This is a genomic window from Planktothrix sp. PCC 11201 (genome assembly GCF_900009135.1).
Lineage (GTDB): Bacteria > Cyanobacteriota > Cyanobacteriia > Cyanobacteriales > Microcoleaceae > Planktothrix.
In genome coordinates, this window is the sequence record NZ_LT797711.1 from 524806 (window position 1) to 543510 (window position 18705).

At 44.2% G+C, this 18705-nt stretch carries 13 protein-coding genes; all 13 read left to right on the forward strand.

Going from position 1 to position 18705, the window contains the following annotated elements; all coding sequences use genetic code 11:
• A partial coding sequence (locus PL11201_RS24555) for a chemotaxis protein CheA (protein WP_234996829.1) occupies window positions 1-999 on the forward strand: 999 nt, incomplete at its 5' end.
• Between the two features lie 17 nt (window positions 1000-1016).
• The gene (locus tag PL11201_RS27235) at window positions 1017-1184 is read left to right on the forward strand and encodes a hypothetical protein (protein WP_234996830.1); all 168 of its coding nucleotides are present in this window, start codon (window positions 1017-1019) and stop codon (window positions 1182-1184) included.
• Between the two features lie 30 nt (window positions 1185-1214).
• Window positions 1215-1751: a chemotaxis protein CheW gene (locus PL11201_RS24560; protein WP_079681464.1), complete on the forward strand. Its 537-nt coding sequence runs from the start codon at window positions 1215-1217 to the stop codon at window positions 1749-1751.
• 145 nt (window positions 1752-1896) lie between these two features.
• The gene (locus tag PL11201_RS24565; protein ID WP_079681465.1) at window positions 1897-3987 is read left to right on the forward strand and encodes a methyl-accepting chemotaxis protein; all 2091 of its coding nucleotides are present in this window, start codon (window positions 1897-1899) and stop codon (window positions 3985-3987) included.
• Between the two features lie 118 nt (window positions 3988-4105).
• Window positions 4106-7411 carry a HEAT repeat domain-containing protein gene (locus tag PL11201_RS24570; RefSeq protein WP_079681466.1) on the forward strand — a complete coding sequence of 1102 codons (3306 nt, stop codon included), beginning with the start codon at window positions 4106-4108 and terminating at the stop codon, window positions 7409-7411.
• 264 nt (window positions 7412-7675) lie between these two features.
• The gene (locus PL11201_RS24575) at window positions 7676-8536 is read left to right on the forward strand and encodes a CheR family methyltransferase (protein ID WP_079681467.1); all 861 of its coding nucleotides are present in this window, start codon (window positions 7676-7678) and stop codon (window positions 8534-8536) included.
• Between the two features lie 112 nt (window positions 8537-8648).
• Window positions 8649-9704: a protein-glutamate methylesterase/protein-glutamine glutaminase gene (locus PL11201_RS24580; RefSeq protein WP_079681468.1), complete on the forward strand. Its 1056-nt coding sequence runs from the start codon at window positions 8649-8651 to the stop codon at window positions 9702-9704.
• 52 nt (window positions 9705-9756) lie between these two features.
• Complete coding sequence (locus tag PL11201_RS24585) at window positions 9757-10386, forward strand: hypothetical protein (protein ID WP_079681469.1); 630 nt, start codon at window positions 9757-9759, stop codon at window positions 10384-10386.
• A gap of 19 nt (window positions 10387-10405) precedes the next feature.
• Window positions 10406-14641, forward strand: a complete 4236-nt coding sequence (locus PL11201_RS24590) for a PAS domain S-box protein (RefSeq protein WP_079681470.1) — start codon at window positions 10406-10408, stop codon at window positions 14639-14641.
• A gap of 10 nt (window positions 14642-14651) precedes the next feature.
• Window positions 14652-15617, forward strand: coding sequence for a GGDEF domain-containing response regulator (locus PL11201_RS24595; RefSeq protein WP_079681471.1), 966 nt, complete (start codon window positions 14652-14654; stop codon window positions 15615-15617).
• 29 nt (window positions 15618-15646) lie between these two features.
• A complete protein-coding gene (locus PL11201_RS24600; protein WP_079681472.1) occupies window positions 15647-17599 on the forward strand; it encodes an AMP-dependent synthetase/ligase in 1953 nt (650 codons plus the stop codon).
• Window positions 17600-17761: 162 nt separating this feature from the next.
• On the forward strand, window positions 17762-18208 hold the full coding sequence (locus PL11201_RS24605) for a YlqD family protein (RefSeq protein ID WP_079681473.1): 447 nt from the start codon (window positions 17762-17764) through the stop codon (window positions 18206-18208).
• 111 nt (window positions 18209-18319) lie between these two features.
• The coding region (locus PL11201_RS24610; protein WP_369821852.1) for a biotin/lipoyl-containing protein at window positions 18320-18705 on the forward strand (386 nt) is incomplete at its 3' end.

The window sequence follows — 18705 nt, forward strand, 5'->3', positions numbered from 1 at the left end:
CCCGCTCCCCCTAATCCCCCCGTCCCCCCTGCCTCCATCCCCCTCTCTCCCTCCTCCAACGTCGTGCGTGTCGAGTTACCCAAACTGGATGACTTGATGCGCATGGTCGGAGATTTAGTGATTAGTCGTGGTCGTTTAGAAGATTATCTGCAATTGATCGCCACTTATCTGAAGGCTCCCCAAACCCGAGCCCTACAGGAAATCAACCTCATGCTCGAACGACAATTAAGAGATTTGCGTCAGGGAGTGATGCAAGTCCGTTTAGTTCCCATTGGCGAAATTTTTGCCCGGATGCAATTTGTCGTGCGGGATTTAGTGCGGGCCAGTGAAAAACAAGTCACCCTAGAGATTAGCGGCCAGGAAACCGAAATTGATAAATTCGTTGTGGAGCGAATGCTCGATCCCCTGCTCCATTTAGTCCGAAATTCCGTGAGTCATGGGATTGAATCCCCCGCCGAACGTTCCGCCGCCGGAAAACCACCCCAAGGAACCATCACCCTCAAGGCCATCACCGCCGGAGAAACCGTGATTATTGAAATTGAAGACGATGGTCGCGGTGTTGATCTTGAAACTGTCATTGAGCGAGCTGGAATCGATAGCCAGATCGTCGATGAAATCAGGGAAACTGGAAAGCCCGAACCCTATAATATGATGGTCTTATTAGATATTTTGTGTTCCCCCGGATTTTCCACAAAAACGGAAGCGGATTTAATCTCGGGACGGGGGGTAGGAATGGCGATTGTGAAAAATACAGTTCAGGAATTAGGGGGTTCTTTGAGTTTACAAACCCATAAAGGTCAAGGAACTCGCTTTACCATTCAACTGCCCCTGACCCTATCAATTACAGATGCCCTAATTATCACCGTTGGGGAACAAACCTTTGCCATTCGTCAAACCACCGTGAAGGAAGTGCTAGAAGTTTCTAGATCACAAATTATTGCCCTTGAGCATAACGAAATTGTTAGTTATCGCAANTCGCTCTGGTGGTGGATCGGGTAACAGGATTAAGGGAAATTGTGGTGAATCCCTTGACCGATCCCCTAGTCCAAGTAATGGGAATCGCCGGAGCAACAGAACTCGGGGATCGGCGCGTCGTTTTAATTTTAGATGTGGCCGCCGTCCTACGATGTTCAACCGTAGGTACAACCCGATCACGATCGCTGCTGCTCACCAACAACCATTAACCATCAACATCTCACCCCTTGAACAGTCAAATGTCAGACATTACGACTTCCACTCAAACCTATATCTTATTTGAACTAGCTGACACAACCTATGGAATTTCCTCTCAAGTTGTGCAGCAAATGGAAATGATCGAACAAATCACCCCCGTTCCCAATACCCTACCCTTTGTGGAGGGGGTAGTATTTTCCCGAGGACAAGTGATTCCGGCGATTAATTTACGAGTCCGATTTGGACTAGAGAAAACCGCCTATAATCTGCGAACCCGTCTAATAGTGATTCAGACTAATCATCGTACCGTCGGAGTGATTGTCGATACCGCCCGGGAATTTTTAGCCCTATCAGAAGACATCATTCAACCTCCCCCCGAGGGAATGTCCCATTTAAGCGGTCGGTATTTAGCCGGGGTTGCCACCCTGGAAAAACGAGTTGTCCTGATTCTCAATGTTGAAGAATTATTCAATGACGAATCGGTCGCCGAGGACTTTAAAATCAAACGTCAACAACCCATCTCTGAATTCAGTACAGGTTCCATGGGGGTCGGGGGGAAACGGAATGAAAAATTGTGATGTTTCAGGACTGAGTTATGCTAAATGTTTAGTCAAAAGAGAGAATCGTAAACACCTCAGCAGTATCAAAGTTAATGGATTGACTGAGGAATTACGACCCCATATAAAAAACCACTAATAAATATAAACCACTGAGGAAAAAATCATGTCTAAAATTAACAGTAAACAACAAAAAGATGACAAAAATTCCTCCAAAAGTTCATCAAAAAGCAACGGCTCTATGGTATCTGATCGGATAGTCGAACAGATGAGGGAGGAAAATCAGCAAATCCTGATTAAAACCCAGGATCTACTAGCAAATACCGAACATCTAAGTTTGGGAATGGAATCCCAAGGTCGCTTAGCACAGGAGAATTGCACGGGAGTTCAAACCCTGGTCGCCCTATTAAAGCAAACGGTTTCCCAGAGCCAATCCGTTGAGACTTTAGGGGAAGAATTAGTGTCTTCGACTAATGAAATAGCTGCCTCGATTGAACAAGTCACCGCCAGTAGTAACGAACTGGCAACGGTGGTGAAACAAACGGCTACTTCAGTCCAACAAAGTAGCGTTTCCACCCATAATGTGGCCGGGAGTGCTCAGGAAATGGCAACTTCAGCCTCTCAAGTCACCGCATCAATGGTGGAAATGGCCGCCTCCATTAAAAGTGTGAGTGCGGATACGGAGAGTTTAGCTGCCGCTGTCAACCAAACCGCCGCCTCGATTGAGGAAATGACCAGTTCCATTGGGGGAGTTGCCCAAAACGCCGATGACTTAACCGCTGCTTCGGAACAAACCACGGCTTCAATTAATGAAATGGCCGCCTCGATTGAACAAGTCACCGCTACTACCGAAAATTTAGCTGCCACCGTGGAGGAAGTCTCCACCTCCATGGAGGAAATGGCACAATCCGTGGTGGGGGTAGCCCAAAATGCGGAACGAATTACCGAAGCCGCCACCAATGCCGCTATCTCCGCCGAACAGTTGGATCGCTCGATTCGTTCGATTAGCACCCTCACCCAACAGGCCGATGAAATTACCCGCAAGGTGATGCAGGATGCGGAGGTGGGGGGTAAAACCGTGGAAAAGGCGATTCAAGGGTTAGGTCGGGTGCGGGAGTCCATGGTGAAATCCTCCGATGTAATTCGGGATATGGGCAAACGTACCAATGAAATTAGTAGTATTGTCGATACGATTAATTTAATTTCGGAACGGACTAACCTATTGTCTTTAAATGCTTCGATTGAGGCGGCGCGGGCCGGGGATGCGGGTCGGGGGTTTGCGGTGGTGGCTGAGGAAATTAGAAATTTAGCCGATCGCGCTGCCCAAGCGACATCGGATATTGCGGCAATTATCAAGGCTCTGCAAGTGGTGGCTCAAGATGCGGTGAATACTTCCAATGAAGGTCTACGGGTTGCCGAAGATAGCGGCGGTTTAGCAGAGGAGGGATTGGGTGGACTGAAAAAAATTCTATCGGGGATTGAAAAAACGACCCAATTGGTGAGTCAAATTGCGGTGGCTTCTGAGGAGCAAATGATTGCAGGTCAAACGGTAGTTAATTCGATTAATACAACGGCTAACCAAGCTAGGGAGGTGGCTAAAGCTACGATAGAGCAATCGAAAACCGCCCAGGGGATTGTGGTTTCGACGCGACAAATGCAACAAATCGCTAAACAAGTCACCCAGGCGATGAATGAACAGGCTCGGGCAGCCCGGGAGGTGATTAAAGCGACTCAAAATACGACAAATTTAGCCGGACAGGTGCGCAAGGCTACCTTTGAACAAAATAAGGGGGCTTCTCAAATCATGCAGGCGGTGGAGTCGATGCGGCGGGGGGTGATGACCACTTCCCGGGCGATCCGAGAACAGTCGGTGGCGGTCGATCAAATCTCGAAGGAGGCAGAACGACTGGCGACTCTGATTAATAGTGTGACTAAGGATATGACGGAACAGGCAACGATTGCCTCTCAGGTAACTCTGGCCGTTGATAATGTGCGAATCCAGTCGGAACAGGTGGCAACGGCGATGAGGGAACAGTCGAAGGCGATTCAACAGATGAAAAAAGCGATTCAGAGTATTACCCAGAAAATTAATTTAATTCGGAGTTCAAATGTTGAACATTCTAATCTTTCGATGCAAGTCCTAGAAGGCCTAGAGAGTTTTGGCCAAATCAGTCAACGTCATCTACAAAGTGCCAAAACTATTATGGCTGCCGTACAAACTCTCCTAGACCGCTCCCAAACCCTAACTTCAATGTAGTAAGCCCTTCAGGGCTATCTTTAACATATTAGGCAAGGAGAGATTGAGGCGTAAACACCTCAATACCAGATTGAGGCGTGAACACCTCACTACTAGCTAAGACACCTCAGTAACAAATATGACTATTGGTATTTTTACAACCGATATAAATTTAACCATCCGTTCCTGGGATTCCCGATTATTGGAACTGACCGGAATTGGTGCAGACATTAGTTGTGGCCAACGAATTACCGATCTAATTCCTGATTTAGAACAACGGGGTTTATTAGAACGATTTCAACGGGTACTCACTCAGGGAGTGGTGGAAACCATGGCTCCAGCTTTCCACCAATACCTGATTCCCTGTCCCCCCCTGATCTCGTCTAAGCACTTTCAATATATGCAGCAACGGGTTACTATTACCCCCCTGCGGGAAAAAAATATGATTGTCGGAACCATTGTCACCATCGAGGATGTGACGGTTCGACGGGAACGGGAGGCGGATCTTTCCCAAATTTATCCACGGGGGGAAAGTTCGTCAGCCTTTGATGCTTCTTATTCTAGGCTGACGAACGAACAGCATCAGAATTTACTGTTTTCGGTGTCCGAGAACCTCAGCCAAGGTGTATCTTCTAACACCACCGACTTCATGAACGCCCTGCAAGAAAACAATTGGCAGATTAGACAGGAACTGGTGCAGCAGTTAACTGCCAGTTACAACCCAGAAATTAACACGGAATTGTTACGGCTTTTGCGTCAAGAACACCGCAATGCCACAATTGTTAATAGTGTGATTCAGGTTTTGGCACTCAGTCGGGTGGATTTAATCCCAACCTTAATTGAGTGTTGCACCGACTCTGACCCGGAACTTAGAATTTATGCTGCCCAAGCCCTGGGACAACGGGACGACCAAAGAGCCGTTCCTGCCCTGATTTTAGCCTTAGCTGATACGGATACCAATGTTCGCTATCATGCCGTTGAAGCATTAGGACGTTTGAAAGCGAGAGACGCCATTGATCCCCTGCTCGAAATTGCTCAATCCCAAGACTTTTTCCTGGCGTTTCCTGCTTTAGATGCCCTGATGCAAATTGGAGATCTTTCTATCGCAGGACGTTTAATGCCATTAATCCAAAAAACTCTGAATTGGCGGGTGCGTCGGGAAGCCGTCGATAGCTTGGCTATGCAGGATGATCCGAACTTAACCCAGGATTTGTTGCGCCTGCTGCGAGAACAACACCGCAATCCCGATATTCTCAATAGTGTGCTTCAGGTTTTGGTTCTCAGCCATATTGATCCGATTCCTTCGTTGGTGGGCTGTTTGAATGACCCCGACCCAGATTTACGGATTTATACGGCTTTAGCTTTGGGAGAGCGCCACGACCCCAGGGCTATTCCGGCTTTAATTCGGGTGCTTGACGATCCGAATGTGAATGTTCGCTATCACACGATTGAATCCCTGGGACATCTGCGGGCGACGGAGGCGGTGGATAAGCTAGTTGAAATTACTCATTCTGGGGATTTCTTTTTGGCTTTCCCGGCTTTGGAAGCCCTGATGAAAATTGGAGACACCACCATTGGTTCTCGCATTGTTGACCTATTGAGTGATGAACTTCTGGGAAATCAGGTGGCTGAGGTCTTGGGGGTCTTGGGCGATGCGGAGGTGGTTACACCCATGGCTGCTTTTCTGAATCAACCGGATAGCAGCAACTTTCCCTGTTCGGCAGGGGGTTTGGCGATCGCCTTAGCTAAGATTTATCACCGCTATCACAAGGAATTTGGGGAGGGAGCGTTTATCGCCGATCTGACCCGCCGTGCCGTTGATGAGCTAGGAACTCAGAACCTACTCAATGTGATTAAAACCTCAAATTCCGAGGAATTACAGTCCCTTGCCCTGATTCTGGGATGGTTGGATGGGAAAAATGTGGCGGCTGCTCTGACGGAACTATTGAATAATGCCGAGTTACGAGAACCGATTATTGAGGCTTTGGTGAAGTTTGGCAGTTCCATCACTTCCTTATTAATTGCCCAATTAGATGCCCCGGATTTGGAAACGCGGAAGGCTGTGATTACGGTACTGGGTCGGATTGGCAGCAATCAGGCGGTGCCAGCCCTCACCCATTTACTCGGGGAGGATGCGGAATTGGTGATGGTGACCACGGCTGCTTTAGCCCAAATTGGTGATGCTAGAGCTTTTGAGGCTTTGTTGAATCTGTTGGGACATCCCGATTCGGCGGTGCGTTTGGGGGCGATCGCTGCCTTAAATTCCCTGGGTCATCCTGCCTTACCTGAACGAATTCTGCATTTACTCGCCGACCCTGATCCAATTATTCGGGAGTCGGCGGTTAAGATTGCGGGCTATTTTGCCTTCAGTGAGTGTATCGAAGCCCTCTTAAACTGTATCCATGACCCGGAGGAGAAGGTTCGACGGGCGACGATTGAGCATTTACCCTACATTGAGGATGAACGGGTTCTACCCCTTTTGGTGATGGCTTTAAGGGAGGAGGTTCCCGCGGTGCGGGCCGCCGTTGCCCACGCCTTGGGGGATTTGGAGACAACGGTGGTTCTCCCTCATCTATTGACGGCTTTGCGGGATGGGGATTCTTGGGTACGCTATCAAGCCTCCCGTTCGATTGGCCGTCTGGATTTAACTGAGTTGGTAATCGCTGAGGATGAAACCCTGATGGCGGTGTTTGAGATTTTACAGCGTCTGGTGGTCACTGACTCTGCCTATCCTGTGCGGGCGGCGGCAACTTCGGCTTTAGGTTACATTGGGGGCGAACGGGCCATTCCTCTGCTGACTTCTTTGGTGGGGACTGATGTCGGGGATGGGGATGTGGCCAGGGCTGCGGTGATTGCTTTGGGACGTATTGATAGTCCCGAGGCGGTGGCTCCGTTATTGATGGCTTTGAATTCGACGAATCCCGAACGGCGTTTGGATGCCCTCCACGCCTTTCGAGAACGGGGAGGAGAGGAGGCGGGAGTGGCTTTGCAATGGATGGCTGCGGCTGATCCGGAGGAAAAAGTGGTTCAGGCGGCGATTGAGTCCCTCTCGCGGATGGGAACTTCTGAGGCGATCGCGGCTTTATTGGAATTATCGGTTGATCCGAGCAGTCGGGAGGCTTGTATTTTAGCCTTGGCTTCTCGCAATTTGGATAATTCCACCATCAAGGAGGACTATATTGAGGGGATTAGTCAGGGGTTAAAGCATATCCATCCGGCGGTTCGCTGTGCGGTGGTGGAAGTCCTCAAACGCCTCAAACATCCTTTTGCTTCGGAAATTTTAATTAGTGCCTTGAATGACCAGGATCAAAGCGTCCGTTTAGCTGCGGTTAACGCTTTGGTCTACCTGGGTAATCGTTCTTGCACTGAACAGTTGGGAATATTAGCCCGGAATGACGCTTCTGCCGCGGTTCGTCGAGCGGCTCAAAAAGGAATACACCAATAATCAGTTATCAGTTAACAGTTAACAGTTATCAGTTAAGAGTTATCAGTCAACAGTCAACAGTTATCAGTGAAAGAAATGAAATCATGTAAAAGTAACTATCAATTAACAACTAATAACTAATAACTGATATAGCAGTCGCCACATCTATTAGGACATTCTCGAAAGCTAAAAGCTGCTCACAGTAAGTATTTACCTATTGCCAATTGCCTATTCCCTATTGCCTTTTGCTATAACTGCTGACTGATTACTGATTACTACTATGATATGAAATTTTCTTCAGAACCTCTGGATTTAAGCGATAATACCTTTGTAATTTTACGAGATCTAATCCATGAACGGACTGGATTGTTTTATGGTGTTTCCAAACAGACAATGTTAGCAGATAAGCTATCAATTAGAGTAAAAGAACTGGGTTTAGAATCGTTTTTAGACTATTATTATTTGCTAAAATATGATCAATCAGCATCGGTCGAATGGCAGGAAGTGATTAATGCTTTAACGGTGCAGGAAACCTATTTCTGGAGAGAGTATGACCAAATCAAAGTTTTAGTTGAGGTGTTGTTACCAAAATATTTAGAGCGGTTTTATAACCTTTCCTATCCCGGTCAACCCCTGCGGATCTGGAGTGCGGCTTGTTCAACGGGAGAAGAACCTTTAACCATTGCGATCGCCTTACATGAAGCGGGTTGGTTTGAACGGATTCCGATTGAAATTTGGGCGAGTGATGCTTCTTCGCGAGCAATTCATAAGGCTGTATCGGGAGTTTATCGACCCTACTCCTTTCGGGGTTTTCCTGAATCCTTAAAAGCCAAATATTTTTCGGCTCATCAGGAAGAATGGCAGATCTCTCCTCTGATTCATAATCGAGTTCATTGGTCGGTCAATAATTTATTGGTAGAATCAGATATTCAATATTTAGCCCAAGCTCATTTTATTTTTTGTCGGAATGTTTTTATCTATTTTTCTGAGGCTTCTATTTCAAAGACGGTGAATTTTTTTTATCAAAGAATGTTTAACCCAGGTTATTTGTTTTTGAGTGCTTCGGAATCATTACTTAAACTTAAAACAAATTTTGAGTTACAGGAAATTGATGGGTCATTTGTCTATGCAAAACAAAAAAAATAAAACTCTTTTTCTTCAGCTAAAATATGAGAAAGAATAATCGCAAAATCAAAGCAAAAATGCTAAATTTATAGTTAGGTATAAATCTAAATTTTTATAACCAAGGAGCATAACAATGAATAGTCAAATTATTCGAGTTTTAGTGGTTGATGATTCAGCTTATGTGCGTAAAGTGATTAAACAAATGCTGTCTCGCAGTCCTTTTATTGAAGTGGTAGGAACGGCTCACGATGGGGAAGAAGCCCTAGACAAACTAGAACAGATGGCGGATCAAGTCGATGTGATTACCCTAGATTTATTGATGCCTAAAATCGACGGGGTGGAGTTTCTGCGGCGACAAATGGAACGACATCCCATCCCGGTGATTGTGGTCAGTATTGCCAACGAAGGAGGGGAAATGGTCTTAGCGGCTTTAGATGCGGGGGCGGTGGATTTTGTCCATAAACCTACGGCTTTAGCGACAGAAAAAATGTATGAACTGGCGGAAGAATTAATTGATAAAGTCAAAGCCGCCGCCAATGTTCCCCTTAAGCGTCTTCCCCTTCCCTTTTTGGCGAAGTCTACCGATCGAACACATCCAATTCAATCCCTAACCCATACGAGTGTTACGGATTTAATTGTGATTGGAATTTCCACCGGCGGCCCCCAAGCCTTAGCCTTTTTAATTCCGCAGTTACCCAGTAATTTTCCCATCCCCGTCGCCATTGTTTTACATATGCCCATTGGTTATACCAAAATGTATGCGGAACGATTGGATCAATTATCTGAGTTGAAAGTGGTAGAAGCAACCGATGGGGAAATTATCTCTGCGGGTATGGTTTTTATCGCCCCCGCCGGACGTCATTTAACCTTTAAACGTCAAGGCGATCATGTGGTGGCCCGTTTAGCTGCCCAACCCTTTGATATGCCCCATCGTCCCTCGGTTGATGTGATGTTTCAATCGGCGGCCGAGGTTTATGGCAATCGGGTTTTGGGAATTGTGATGACCGGAATGGGTTCCGATGGGAAACAGGGTGCAGCCTGGATTAAGTCTTCTGGCGGTTCAATCTTTACCGAATCAGAGGAAACCTGTATTGTCTACGGAATGCCTCGGTCGGTGGTGGAGTCGGGGTTAAGCGATCGCCAAATTCCTTTATCTGATATGGCACAGGCAATTTTAGAGGTTTTATAGCCAGAGAAAACAGGAGATTAACTGATAAATAACAACCGAAAAAGGTGTATAAATGCTACTCACTGAAAAGCAAAAAATGGCGTTATCCGAGTTTATGAGAATGGTTCTCTCCATGACAACAGCAACGGCCCTATCAGAATTGACTGGTTCCGATGTCAAGATGATAGTTGCGGGGGTTTCCTTATCTCCTTTGAGTAAATTAACTCTGCAATTTCCCCAGCATTTTAAGGAAGATGTTGTTAGTATTCATCAAGTCTTTAAAGGCTCAATTAGTGGAGATGCTTTATTACTTTTAAATTATTCTTTTGCGGTTCAATTAACAAATTTACTCCGACATAATAGTAAAGATCAGATTGTCTATTTGAATATTTCTGCTTGTGAAGTTTTAACCGAAGCGGGCAATATTTTATTAAATTCCTATATTGGTCTGTTAGGCACTTTAATGGGATGTCAATTTACCTTTTCCATGCCTACGTTCCAAATTGAACCTTTACCGGATTTAGTCAAATCCCTAATGTTAAGCAGAAATGAAGTCCGTTATGTTTTAATGGTTGATACGACCTTTGAATTCTGTCATAATTCAGTTAAAGGTTATTTAGTTTTTGTTTCGGGTGTGATTCCTTTATCTTGTTTAATTAAAGGGATTGAAGCCTCCATTAACCTCACCATTCCTAATCCTTGAGATTTTCCCCATTTCAACTATGAAAATCCTCAGCCAAACACCGTGGAAACGACTGTTACCTTTATTATTAGGTGGACTGGCGACCGTGGGAATTTTTTTTCTGGTGGCACGACTATACCTCAATCAAAAATTCCAAGTTCAGCAACTAATCAACACCGAAGCTAATAGCATTGAGTTACAAATCAGCAAAGAACTCACCACTCGAATATTGACCTTACAGCAAATGGCGAATCGCTGGCAAGTCAGTGGGGGTACCTCCAAGGAACTTTGGGAAGCCGATGCTAAGGCTTATATTAATAATTTTTCTGGTTATCAAAGAATTGAATGGGTTGACCCTAAATTTATTGTTAGTTGGGTGGTATCAAGGGATAAAAATAACATCATAGATAATATTAATCTTAATCAAGAACCCCGTCGCCAAATCACCCTAAAAGTAGCTAGGGATCTGAATCAAATTATTTTAACTCATCGAATTTCTTTGGTGCAAGGGGGTCAAGGTTTTTTGGCTAATGTACCTTTATTTATTAATAGTCGCTTTGATGGATTTATTATTGGAGTTTTTGAATTTCAAACCCTATTCGAGAGTATTTTGAGAGAGTCACCGGACTATAAAGTAGCGATTTATGATCGGACAGAATTAATTTATGCTCAACCCGGACTGCCCCCTCCTACCGGACTGGAAAAAACCGTTGTGGTTAAAGCCTATGGTGCTGACTGGCAAGTGGTTGTTTTCCCGACTTCAGCCTTAATCAAAAAAGCAACTACTCCTTTACCAATTGTTGTTCTAATTGGGGGATTATTTTTAGTTTGGTTATCCGTATTAGTAATTTATTTGGTACAAATCAGTCGGCGTCAAATCCATCAATTACAGCAAATCAATCACCAATTGCAACGGGAAATACATCAACGCCAACAAGTAGAAATAGCCCTAACTCGACTCGCAGCAATTGTGGAATCTTCAGAAGATGCTATTATCAGCAAAAATTTAGAAGGGATTGTTACAAGCTGGAACCAAGGAGCAGAAATAGTTTTTGGTTATAGTACCTTGGAAATGGTAGGACAATCGATCCGAAAACTAATTCCCCAACAAGATAACGATGAGGAAAAGGAAATTTTGCAAAGAATTTTCCAGGGTGAACACATTAAACACTACGATACAAAGCGACTTAGAAAAGATGGGAATGTGATTGATGTTTCTTTAAGTCTTTCCCCGATTAAAGACAAAACAGGAACTGTAATTGGGGCTGCCAAGATTGCTCGAAATATCACCGAACGCAAACAATCTGAAGCGGCTCTCGGGCAAAGTGAATCCCGTTATCGAGAACTGATCAATAATTTAAGTCTGGGGTTTGTAATTCATGGGGCAGATACCAAAATTTTAGTCTGTAATTTGATCGCCTGTGAGTTATTAGGGTTATCGATGGATCAAATGATGGGAAAAACAGCAATTGATCCCGCATGGTATTTTCTCAGGGAAGATGGAACCAGAATGCCCCTTGAGGAGTATCCGGTCTATCGGATTATATCTACAAAACAGCCTTTTAAAGATTATGTATTAGGAATTAATAGAGTTAATCTTTCTCGAGTTTGGGTTTTAGTCAATGCCTTCTGTGAATTTGATTCTAACCATCAACTCAAACAAGTGATAATTATGTTTGTTGATATTACCCAACTCAAGGAAGCTGAAGATAAAATTCAACAAACTCGTAATTTTTTACAAGCCCTCCTGAATCATTTACCCGTTGCTGTTTTTGTTAAAAATATTCAGCCGGAAAAATTTGGGGAGTTTCAGTTTTGGAATAAAACCAGCGAACAGTTATTTGGAATTTCCGCAGAAACTGCTATCGGTAAAACCGTTTATGACTTCTTCCCTAGAGAACAGGCGGAATTTTTTGATCAAAAAGATAGGGAAGTTTTGCAAAAAGGGAGTCCAGTATATATTTCTGAAGAAATAATTAGTAGCCTAAATATGGGAACCCGTTGGCTACATACGACCAAAATTCCGGTTTATGATGAACAGGTTCAGCCTCAATATTTACTCTGTTTTTCAGAAGATATTACCGATAAGAAAAAAGTCGAAGGCGAGCGCAAAGAACTTAGTGAAGTTATGAAAAATGCCGTATCTGGGATTTCTAAATTAGATGTTCAAGGTCGTTATGTTTATGTTAACAAAACCTACGCTCAAATTACGGCTTATCAACCAGAAGAAATGATTGGAATGCCTTGGCAAAAAACCGTACATCCCGATGAATTAGAAAAACTGATTGCCGCTTATGGTCAGATGGTAAAAGAGGGTAGAGTCGAGGTAGAAACCATTGGTATTCGTAAAGATGGTTCGATTTTTTATAAACAATTAGTCATGATTGCCACCTACGACGAACAGCATCAACTGTCGGGTCATTATTGCTTCATGAAGGATATTAGTGAAAAAGCAAAACTCGAAGCCGAACGCAGAAAAGCCGAATTACAATTAGAGAAAGAACTGCTGCAAACCAAAACAATTTTTAATACTTCAATGGACGGTATTGTTGTCATGAATCATCAAGGCAATGTGGTGCAAGCCAGCCCTGGTTTTGCTCATATGCTCCGTTATACATTAGAAGAAACTTTGGGTTTAAATCTGGCAGATTGGGATGCTCAATGGACAAAAGAAGAATTGCAAGTTATCATGAATAGCGATACCATGATGCCGCTTTTTGAAACCAAACATCGACGCAAAGATGGTTCTAAATATGATGTGGAAATTAGTTACAGTCGGGTGATTTTATACGGAGAGATTTTGCATTTTTGTATTTGTCGGGATATTAGCGATCGCAAACAAAAAGAAATCGCCCTCAGACGGGCAATGGAAGCCGCAGAACAGGCGAATCTGGCTAAAAGTATTTTCCTAGCCAATATGAGTCACGAACTCCGTACTCCCTTAAATGTGATTTTGGGATTTGCCCAGGTCATGGCCCATGATCCTGCCCTGACTCCCAATTTGCAAGAAGACCTGCAAACGATTCGACGCAGTGGTGATCACCTTTTAAGTTTAATTAATGATGTTTTGGATCTGTCCAAAATTGAATCGGGACACTGTACCTTAGAAGAAACTGACTTTGACTTAATTAACTTGCTCCATTCTCTGCGAAATATGTTAGCAGAAAGGGCTAGTTCTAAGGGGCTGGAACTGAGTTTTAATATCAATCCAGATGTTCCCCAATTTATTAAAACCGATCCTCAAAAACTGCGTCAAGTTTTAATTAATCTGCTGGGAAATGCCATTAAATTCACCCGTCAAGGAGGAATTACCTTACAGGTGCGACATCTTCTTGGGGAAACTGAACTTCCCCATCAATCTATGATTGAGTTTGCGGTGACTGATACTGGAGCTGGGATCGCTCCAGAGGAACTCGACTGCATCTTTGATGCCTTTGTCCAAGCCAAAGCCGGAAAGCAAACGGTAAGTGGTACCGGGTTAGGATTGACCATTAGCCGAAAACTCCTGCAACTGATGGGGGGAGACATTTCCGTTCGCAGTACAATAGGAGAAGGAACGACCTTTAGCTTTAACCTCAGAGTCACCGTCAGTGATGACATGGAGGTCATCCCAGAACAGAGCGATCGCCTGATCTTGGGGTTGGCTCCAGGTCATACTCATCATCGAATTTTAGTCGTTGATGATCGAGAGGAAAATCGCCTATTGTTGGTCAGGTTATTAACCCAGTTGGGATTGGAGGTCAGAGAAGCCAGTAATGGACTCGAAGCCGTACAACTATGGCGGGAATGGCAACCTGATTTGACTTGGATGGATATTCGGATGCCTGTTTTGGATGGATATGAAGCGACAAAGCAAATTAGAGCTATAGAACAGGGGAAAAGCAGTATTATTATTGCCCTTACCGCCCAAGCCTCCCAGAGTGATCGTAGCCTGGCTCTGGCGGCGGGTTGTAACGACTACATGAGTAAGCCCTTCCGAGAGCAACTATTGTTTCAGAAAATGGCCCAATATTTGGGTTTGGAATATCGCTATTCTGAACCTGTAGCCCCCGAAACTGCCCCCAGCCCGTCTAAAACCCTAACTTCAGCAGACTTGAAAGTCATGTCCACGGACTGGATCAATCAAGTCCATGAAGCAGCACTGGATCTCAATGATCACCGGATTTTTCAACTGATTACTGAAATTCCACCGGAGCATCAATTTCTGATCGAAACCCTGACTTCTCTTGTCGATAATTTTCAGCTAGAGGCGATCGCAATTCTGACTCAGATTTAGGGGAAAGATCATGACAACTCCACTCAAAAGTGCGACTCAAACGAATATTTTAATTGTGGATGATACCCCTGATAATTTGCGATTGTTAACTAAAATCTTAGAGTCCCAGGGTTATATTGTCCGTAAATCTCTCAATGGTAGAATGGCACTTCAAGGGGTGCAGCGTGATCCACCCAATCTGATTCTACTAGATATTAATATGCCCGATATGAACGGTTATGAAATGTGCCAAAAGTTAAAAGAGTCAGAAACCACAGCCCAAATTCCGGTGATTTTTGTGAGTGCCTTGGAAAGACTCGAAGATAAAGTCAGAGCCTTTGAGTTAGGTGGGGTAGATTATATTACTAAACCGTTTCAAGAACAGGAAGTTTTAGTCCGGGTGAAAAATCAATTATTAATTCAACAACAACACCAACAATTAATTGAACAAAACCAACGGTTAGAGCGGGAAATTCAAGAACGCTTGAAAGCCGAAGCCGAAGTTAGACAGCTATCTTTAAGGGATGAATTAACGGGACTTTATAACCGCCGGGGCTTTTTTTTACTCGCCCAACAACAATTAAAAACGGCACAACGCACTAAAAATAAATGCTGTCTGATATTTGCCGATTTAGATGGGTTAAAAAAAATTAACGATACCCTGGGACATGAATTAGGAGACAAAGTGATTGTTGATGCTGCCCAAATTCTCCGGCAAACTTTTCGGGATGCTGATATTTTAGCACGATTCGGTGGGGATGAATTTACCCTATTTCTTTTGGGTGAAGAAATCCATTCACAGGATTTTAAAACTCGCTTACAAACTAATATTGATTTTTTTAATCAAAACTCCCAGCGAGTCTATAAACTTTCTATTAGTATTGGTATACAACCCTGCGATATCAATAATAATTGTTCCCTGGAAGAATCGATAGCCAAAGCTGATAAACTGATGTATGAACATAAACATACTAAATACATCAGCAACTTGCATTGATTGGTTGACCCTTTTCCCCCGAGGTTTTTATGATTAACTCAACTCACTGGCGTTCCCTCTATTCTTCTGTGCAATCTATTCCTGAAATCTGGCCAATTCTGGATCAAAATGTTGGTCAAATTATTGCTTTAGATGACCCCCACGGGAAACCCGAACTGCGTCTGAGCTATTCCCAACTGTGGGAAAAAATTCAACAATTTGCCACGGGGTTACAAAACTTAGGTATAGAATCCACAACCGATGGTCTACCACCACGCATTGCTCTGTTTTCTGATGATAGCCCCCGTTGGATCATTGCGGATCAGGGAATTTTAACCGCCGGAGCCGCCGATGTGGTGCGCGGGGCCACCGCTGACCCCTTAGAATTAGCTTATATTCTGAAAGATAGTGGCAGTACCGCCCTGGTTGTCGAAAACTTTTCCCTATTAAAAAAATTGCGATCGCAGATTGAAGATTTACCGATTCAATTTGTAATTTTATTATCGGATGAAACGCCAAATTCCCGAGATTTACCGACTATTCCGGTATTGAATTTTAATCAATTAATTGAAACTGGAAAACAGACAAGTCTCAAACCTTCTAAATCTAACCAAAACACCTTAGCTACCCTTCTCTATACTTCGGGAACGACCGGACAACCGAAAGGAGTCATGTTAACCCATGAAAACCTATTACATCAAATTAATGCTATTCCCGATGTGATCCAACCCGAACCCGGAGAAATATTTCTGAGTATTCTTCCCACTTGGCATACCTTCGGACGCACCGGACAATATTTTTGTTTATCTCAAGGATGTACGGTTGTTTATACCAATATTCGCTATTTTAAGCAGGATTTAAAGCAATTTAAACCCCATTATATGATTAGTGTACCTCGAATTTGGGAAGCGATTCATGAAAGCGCGCAAAAACAATTTCGAGAACAGTCTGCCCAGAAACAAAAAATTGTTGATTTCTGCTTTTCCTTGAGTGAAAAATATATTCTAGCCCGTCGAATTACCCAGGGATTAACTTTAGATTTAAAGCCCGCTTCTGCTGGGGAAAAACTTCTGGCTCAGTTAAAAACTTGGGTATACGCGCCCTTTCAAATTATCGGCGATCGCTTAGTCTATCAAAAAGTGCGAGAAGCCACCGGAGGACAACTCAAATTTGCCATTAGTGGGGGTGGATCCTTGGCCATGTACTTAGAGGATTTCTATGAAATCGTCGGAATTAACCTATTAGTCGGATATGGTTTAACAGAGACATCTCCGGTATTAAGTGCCCGTCGGGAATGGCACAATTTACGCGGATCATCGGGAAAACCCATCCCGGAAACCGAACTCTGCATCGTTGACCCCGAAACCCGTCAAATTCTGCCCTGTGGTCAAACCGGGTTAATTCTCGCCCGGGGGCCCCAGGTGATGACCGGGTATTTTGAAAATCCCCAAGCGACGGCCAAAGCCATTGATCCAGAGGGTTGGTTTGATACCGGAGATTTAGGTTGGTTATCCCCGCAAAATGACTTAGTATTAACTGGTCGAGCTAAAGATACTATTGTTTTAACCAATGGTGAAAACATCGAACCCCAAGCCATAGAAGATGCCTGTTTACGCAGTCCCTATATTGATCAAATCATGTTAGTGGGTCAGGATCAAAAAAATTTAGGAGCGTTAATTGTTCCGAATTTAGATGCTTTAAAACAGTGGGCAATTCGACAAAATCTGACCCTGAAACTGCCTGAAGAAACCGTGACCAAAACTCAGGAAATAACCTTAGAGAGTCCCGCCGTTCAAAACCTGTTCCGGGAAGAACTCAACCGCGAAGTTAAAAACCGTCCGAGTTATCGAATTGATGATCGCATTGGCCCATTTCAGTTATTGGCAGAACCCTTTTCCATGGAAAACGGAATGTTAACCCAAACCTTGAAGGTCAAACGCCCCGTTGTAATGGAACATTACCGCGATATGATTAACAAAATGTATGAAACCGTCACCCGCTAACGATTGAGTGTCTCTACTCCCTCTGCCAAGTTGAATCGAAATAGGTAACTCACGGTGATTACCTTCCTAAACCTCTTTGTGATTGTGTAAGGGTGACCGTTTGCGTTACCCCTACGTTGCGCGGGTGACGGCGGACTAATAACGGACACAGCATAACCACCTATGGACAATCTCAAACAATTACTGTTGAAACGACCGATTAATGTGAAGGCGGTGGTCACACCCCGTTGGAAAAACGAAGCCCAAGAGCAACTTCAAGTCCAAATTAATCAAATTGATAGTCAGTTGCAACAGTTAGAAATGCAAGGACAACGCATGGTGGCGGAAATTAAACGCCAAAGCCTGCAACCCCTTGGCCCCGATGCGATGCAAAAAGTAGACAGTATCCAAGTTGAGGTGAATGAACGAAAAAGTCAACTCTTAGAGCAGAAAAATCAAAACTTGCAACAACTCCAACAGGTGCAAACCTTAGAACTGGAACAAGAAGTTGTTCAAGGACAAATTGAAAGTATTTTTACTGTGGTAGAAGGCGACAATTTGATTACCAAAATGCAAGTGGAAATTCTTTTACGAGATGGTGTAATCGAAGAAATTCGCGGCGATATTTAAAAGGTTTCGGTTAACGGTCTTCTGTTAACCGTTAACAGTCAAAACTCAACCCCTATTGATAACATTTGAACTCTATTTCTTCTAACGCTTATGGCCATTCATGAAGTTTTTATGCCCGCCCTGAGTTCCACCATGACCGAGGGTAAAATCGTTTCTTGGCAAAAATCCCCAGGTGATAAAATTGAAAAGGGCGAAACGGTTTTGATCGTTGAGTCGGATAAGGCGGATATGGATGTGGAATCTTTCTATGAAGGGTATCTAGCCACAATTATTACTCCAGCCGGAGAAGCCGCCCCCGTGGGAAATACCATTGCCTTAATCGCAGAAACTCCAGGGGAAATTGAACAGGCCAAACAAAAAGCCGCCTCTGCTGCAACCGCCACCCCCGCCGCCGTGCCCCAACCCGTTGCCGCGAGTCCCGTGGCAGCCACGGCTGTTGCCGCCACCCCACCCCCCCTAAAAATGGCCGGATTATTGCCTCCCCTCGCGCCCCCCAA

Bases quoted from the DNA above. Each gene is read 5' to 3' on its own strand.
- PL11201_RS24590 (WP_079681470.1), top strand. From the start codon at position 10,406: ATGAAAATCCTCAGCCAAACACCGTGGAAACGACTGTTACCTTTATTA.
- PL11201_RS24600 (WP_079681472.1), top strand. From the start codon at position 15,647: ATGATTAACTCAACTCACTGGCGTTCCCTCTATTCTTCTGTGCAATCT.
- PL11201_RS24585 (WP_079681469.1), top strand. From the start codon at position 9,757: ATGCTACTCACTGAAAAGCAAAAAATGGCGTTATCCGAGTTTATGAGA.
- PL11201_RS24565 (WP_079681465.1), top strand. From the start codon at position 1,897: ATGTCTAAAATTAACAGTAAACAACAAAAAGATGACAAAAATTCCTCC.
- PL11201_RS24570 (WP_079681466.1), top strand. From the start codon at position 4,106: ATGACTATTGGTATTTTTACAACCGATATAAATTTAACCATCCGTTCC.
- PL11201_RS24560 (WP_079681464.1), top strand. From the start codon at position 1,215: ATGTCAGACATTACGACTTCCACTCAAACCTATATCTTATTTGAACTA.
- PL11201_RS24595 (WP_079681471.1), top strand. From the start codon at position 14,652: ATGACAACTCCACTCAAAAGTGCGACTCAAACGAATATTTTAATTGTG.
- PL11201_RS24580 (WP_079681468.1), top strand. From the start codon at position 8,649: ATGAATAGTCAAATTATTCGAGTTTTAGTGGTTGATGATTCAGCTTAT.
- PL11201_RS24575 (WP_079681467.1), top strand. From the start codon at position 7,676: ATGAAATTTTCTTCAGAACCTCTGGATTTAAGCGATAATACCTTTGTA.
- PL11201_RS24605 (WP_079681473.1), top strand. From the start codon at position 17,762: ATGGACAATCTCAAACAATTACTGTTGAAACGACCGATTAATGTGAAG.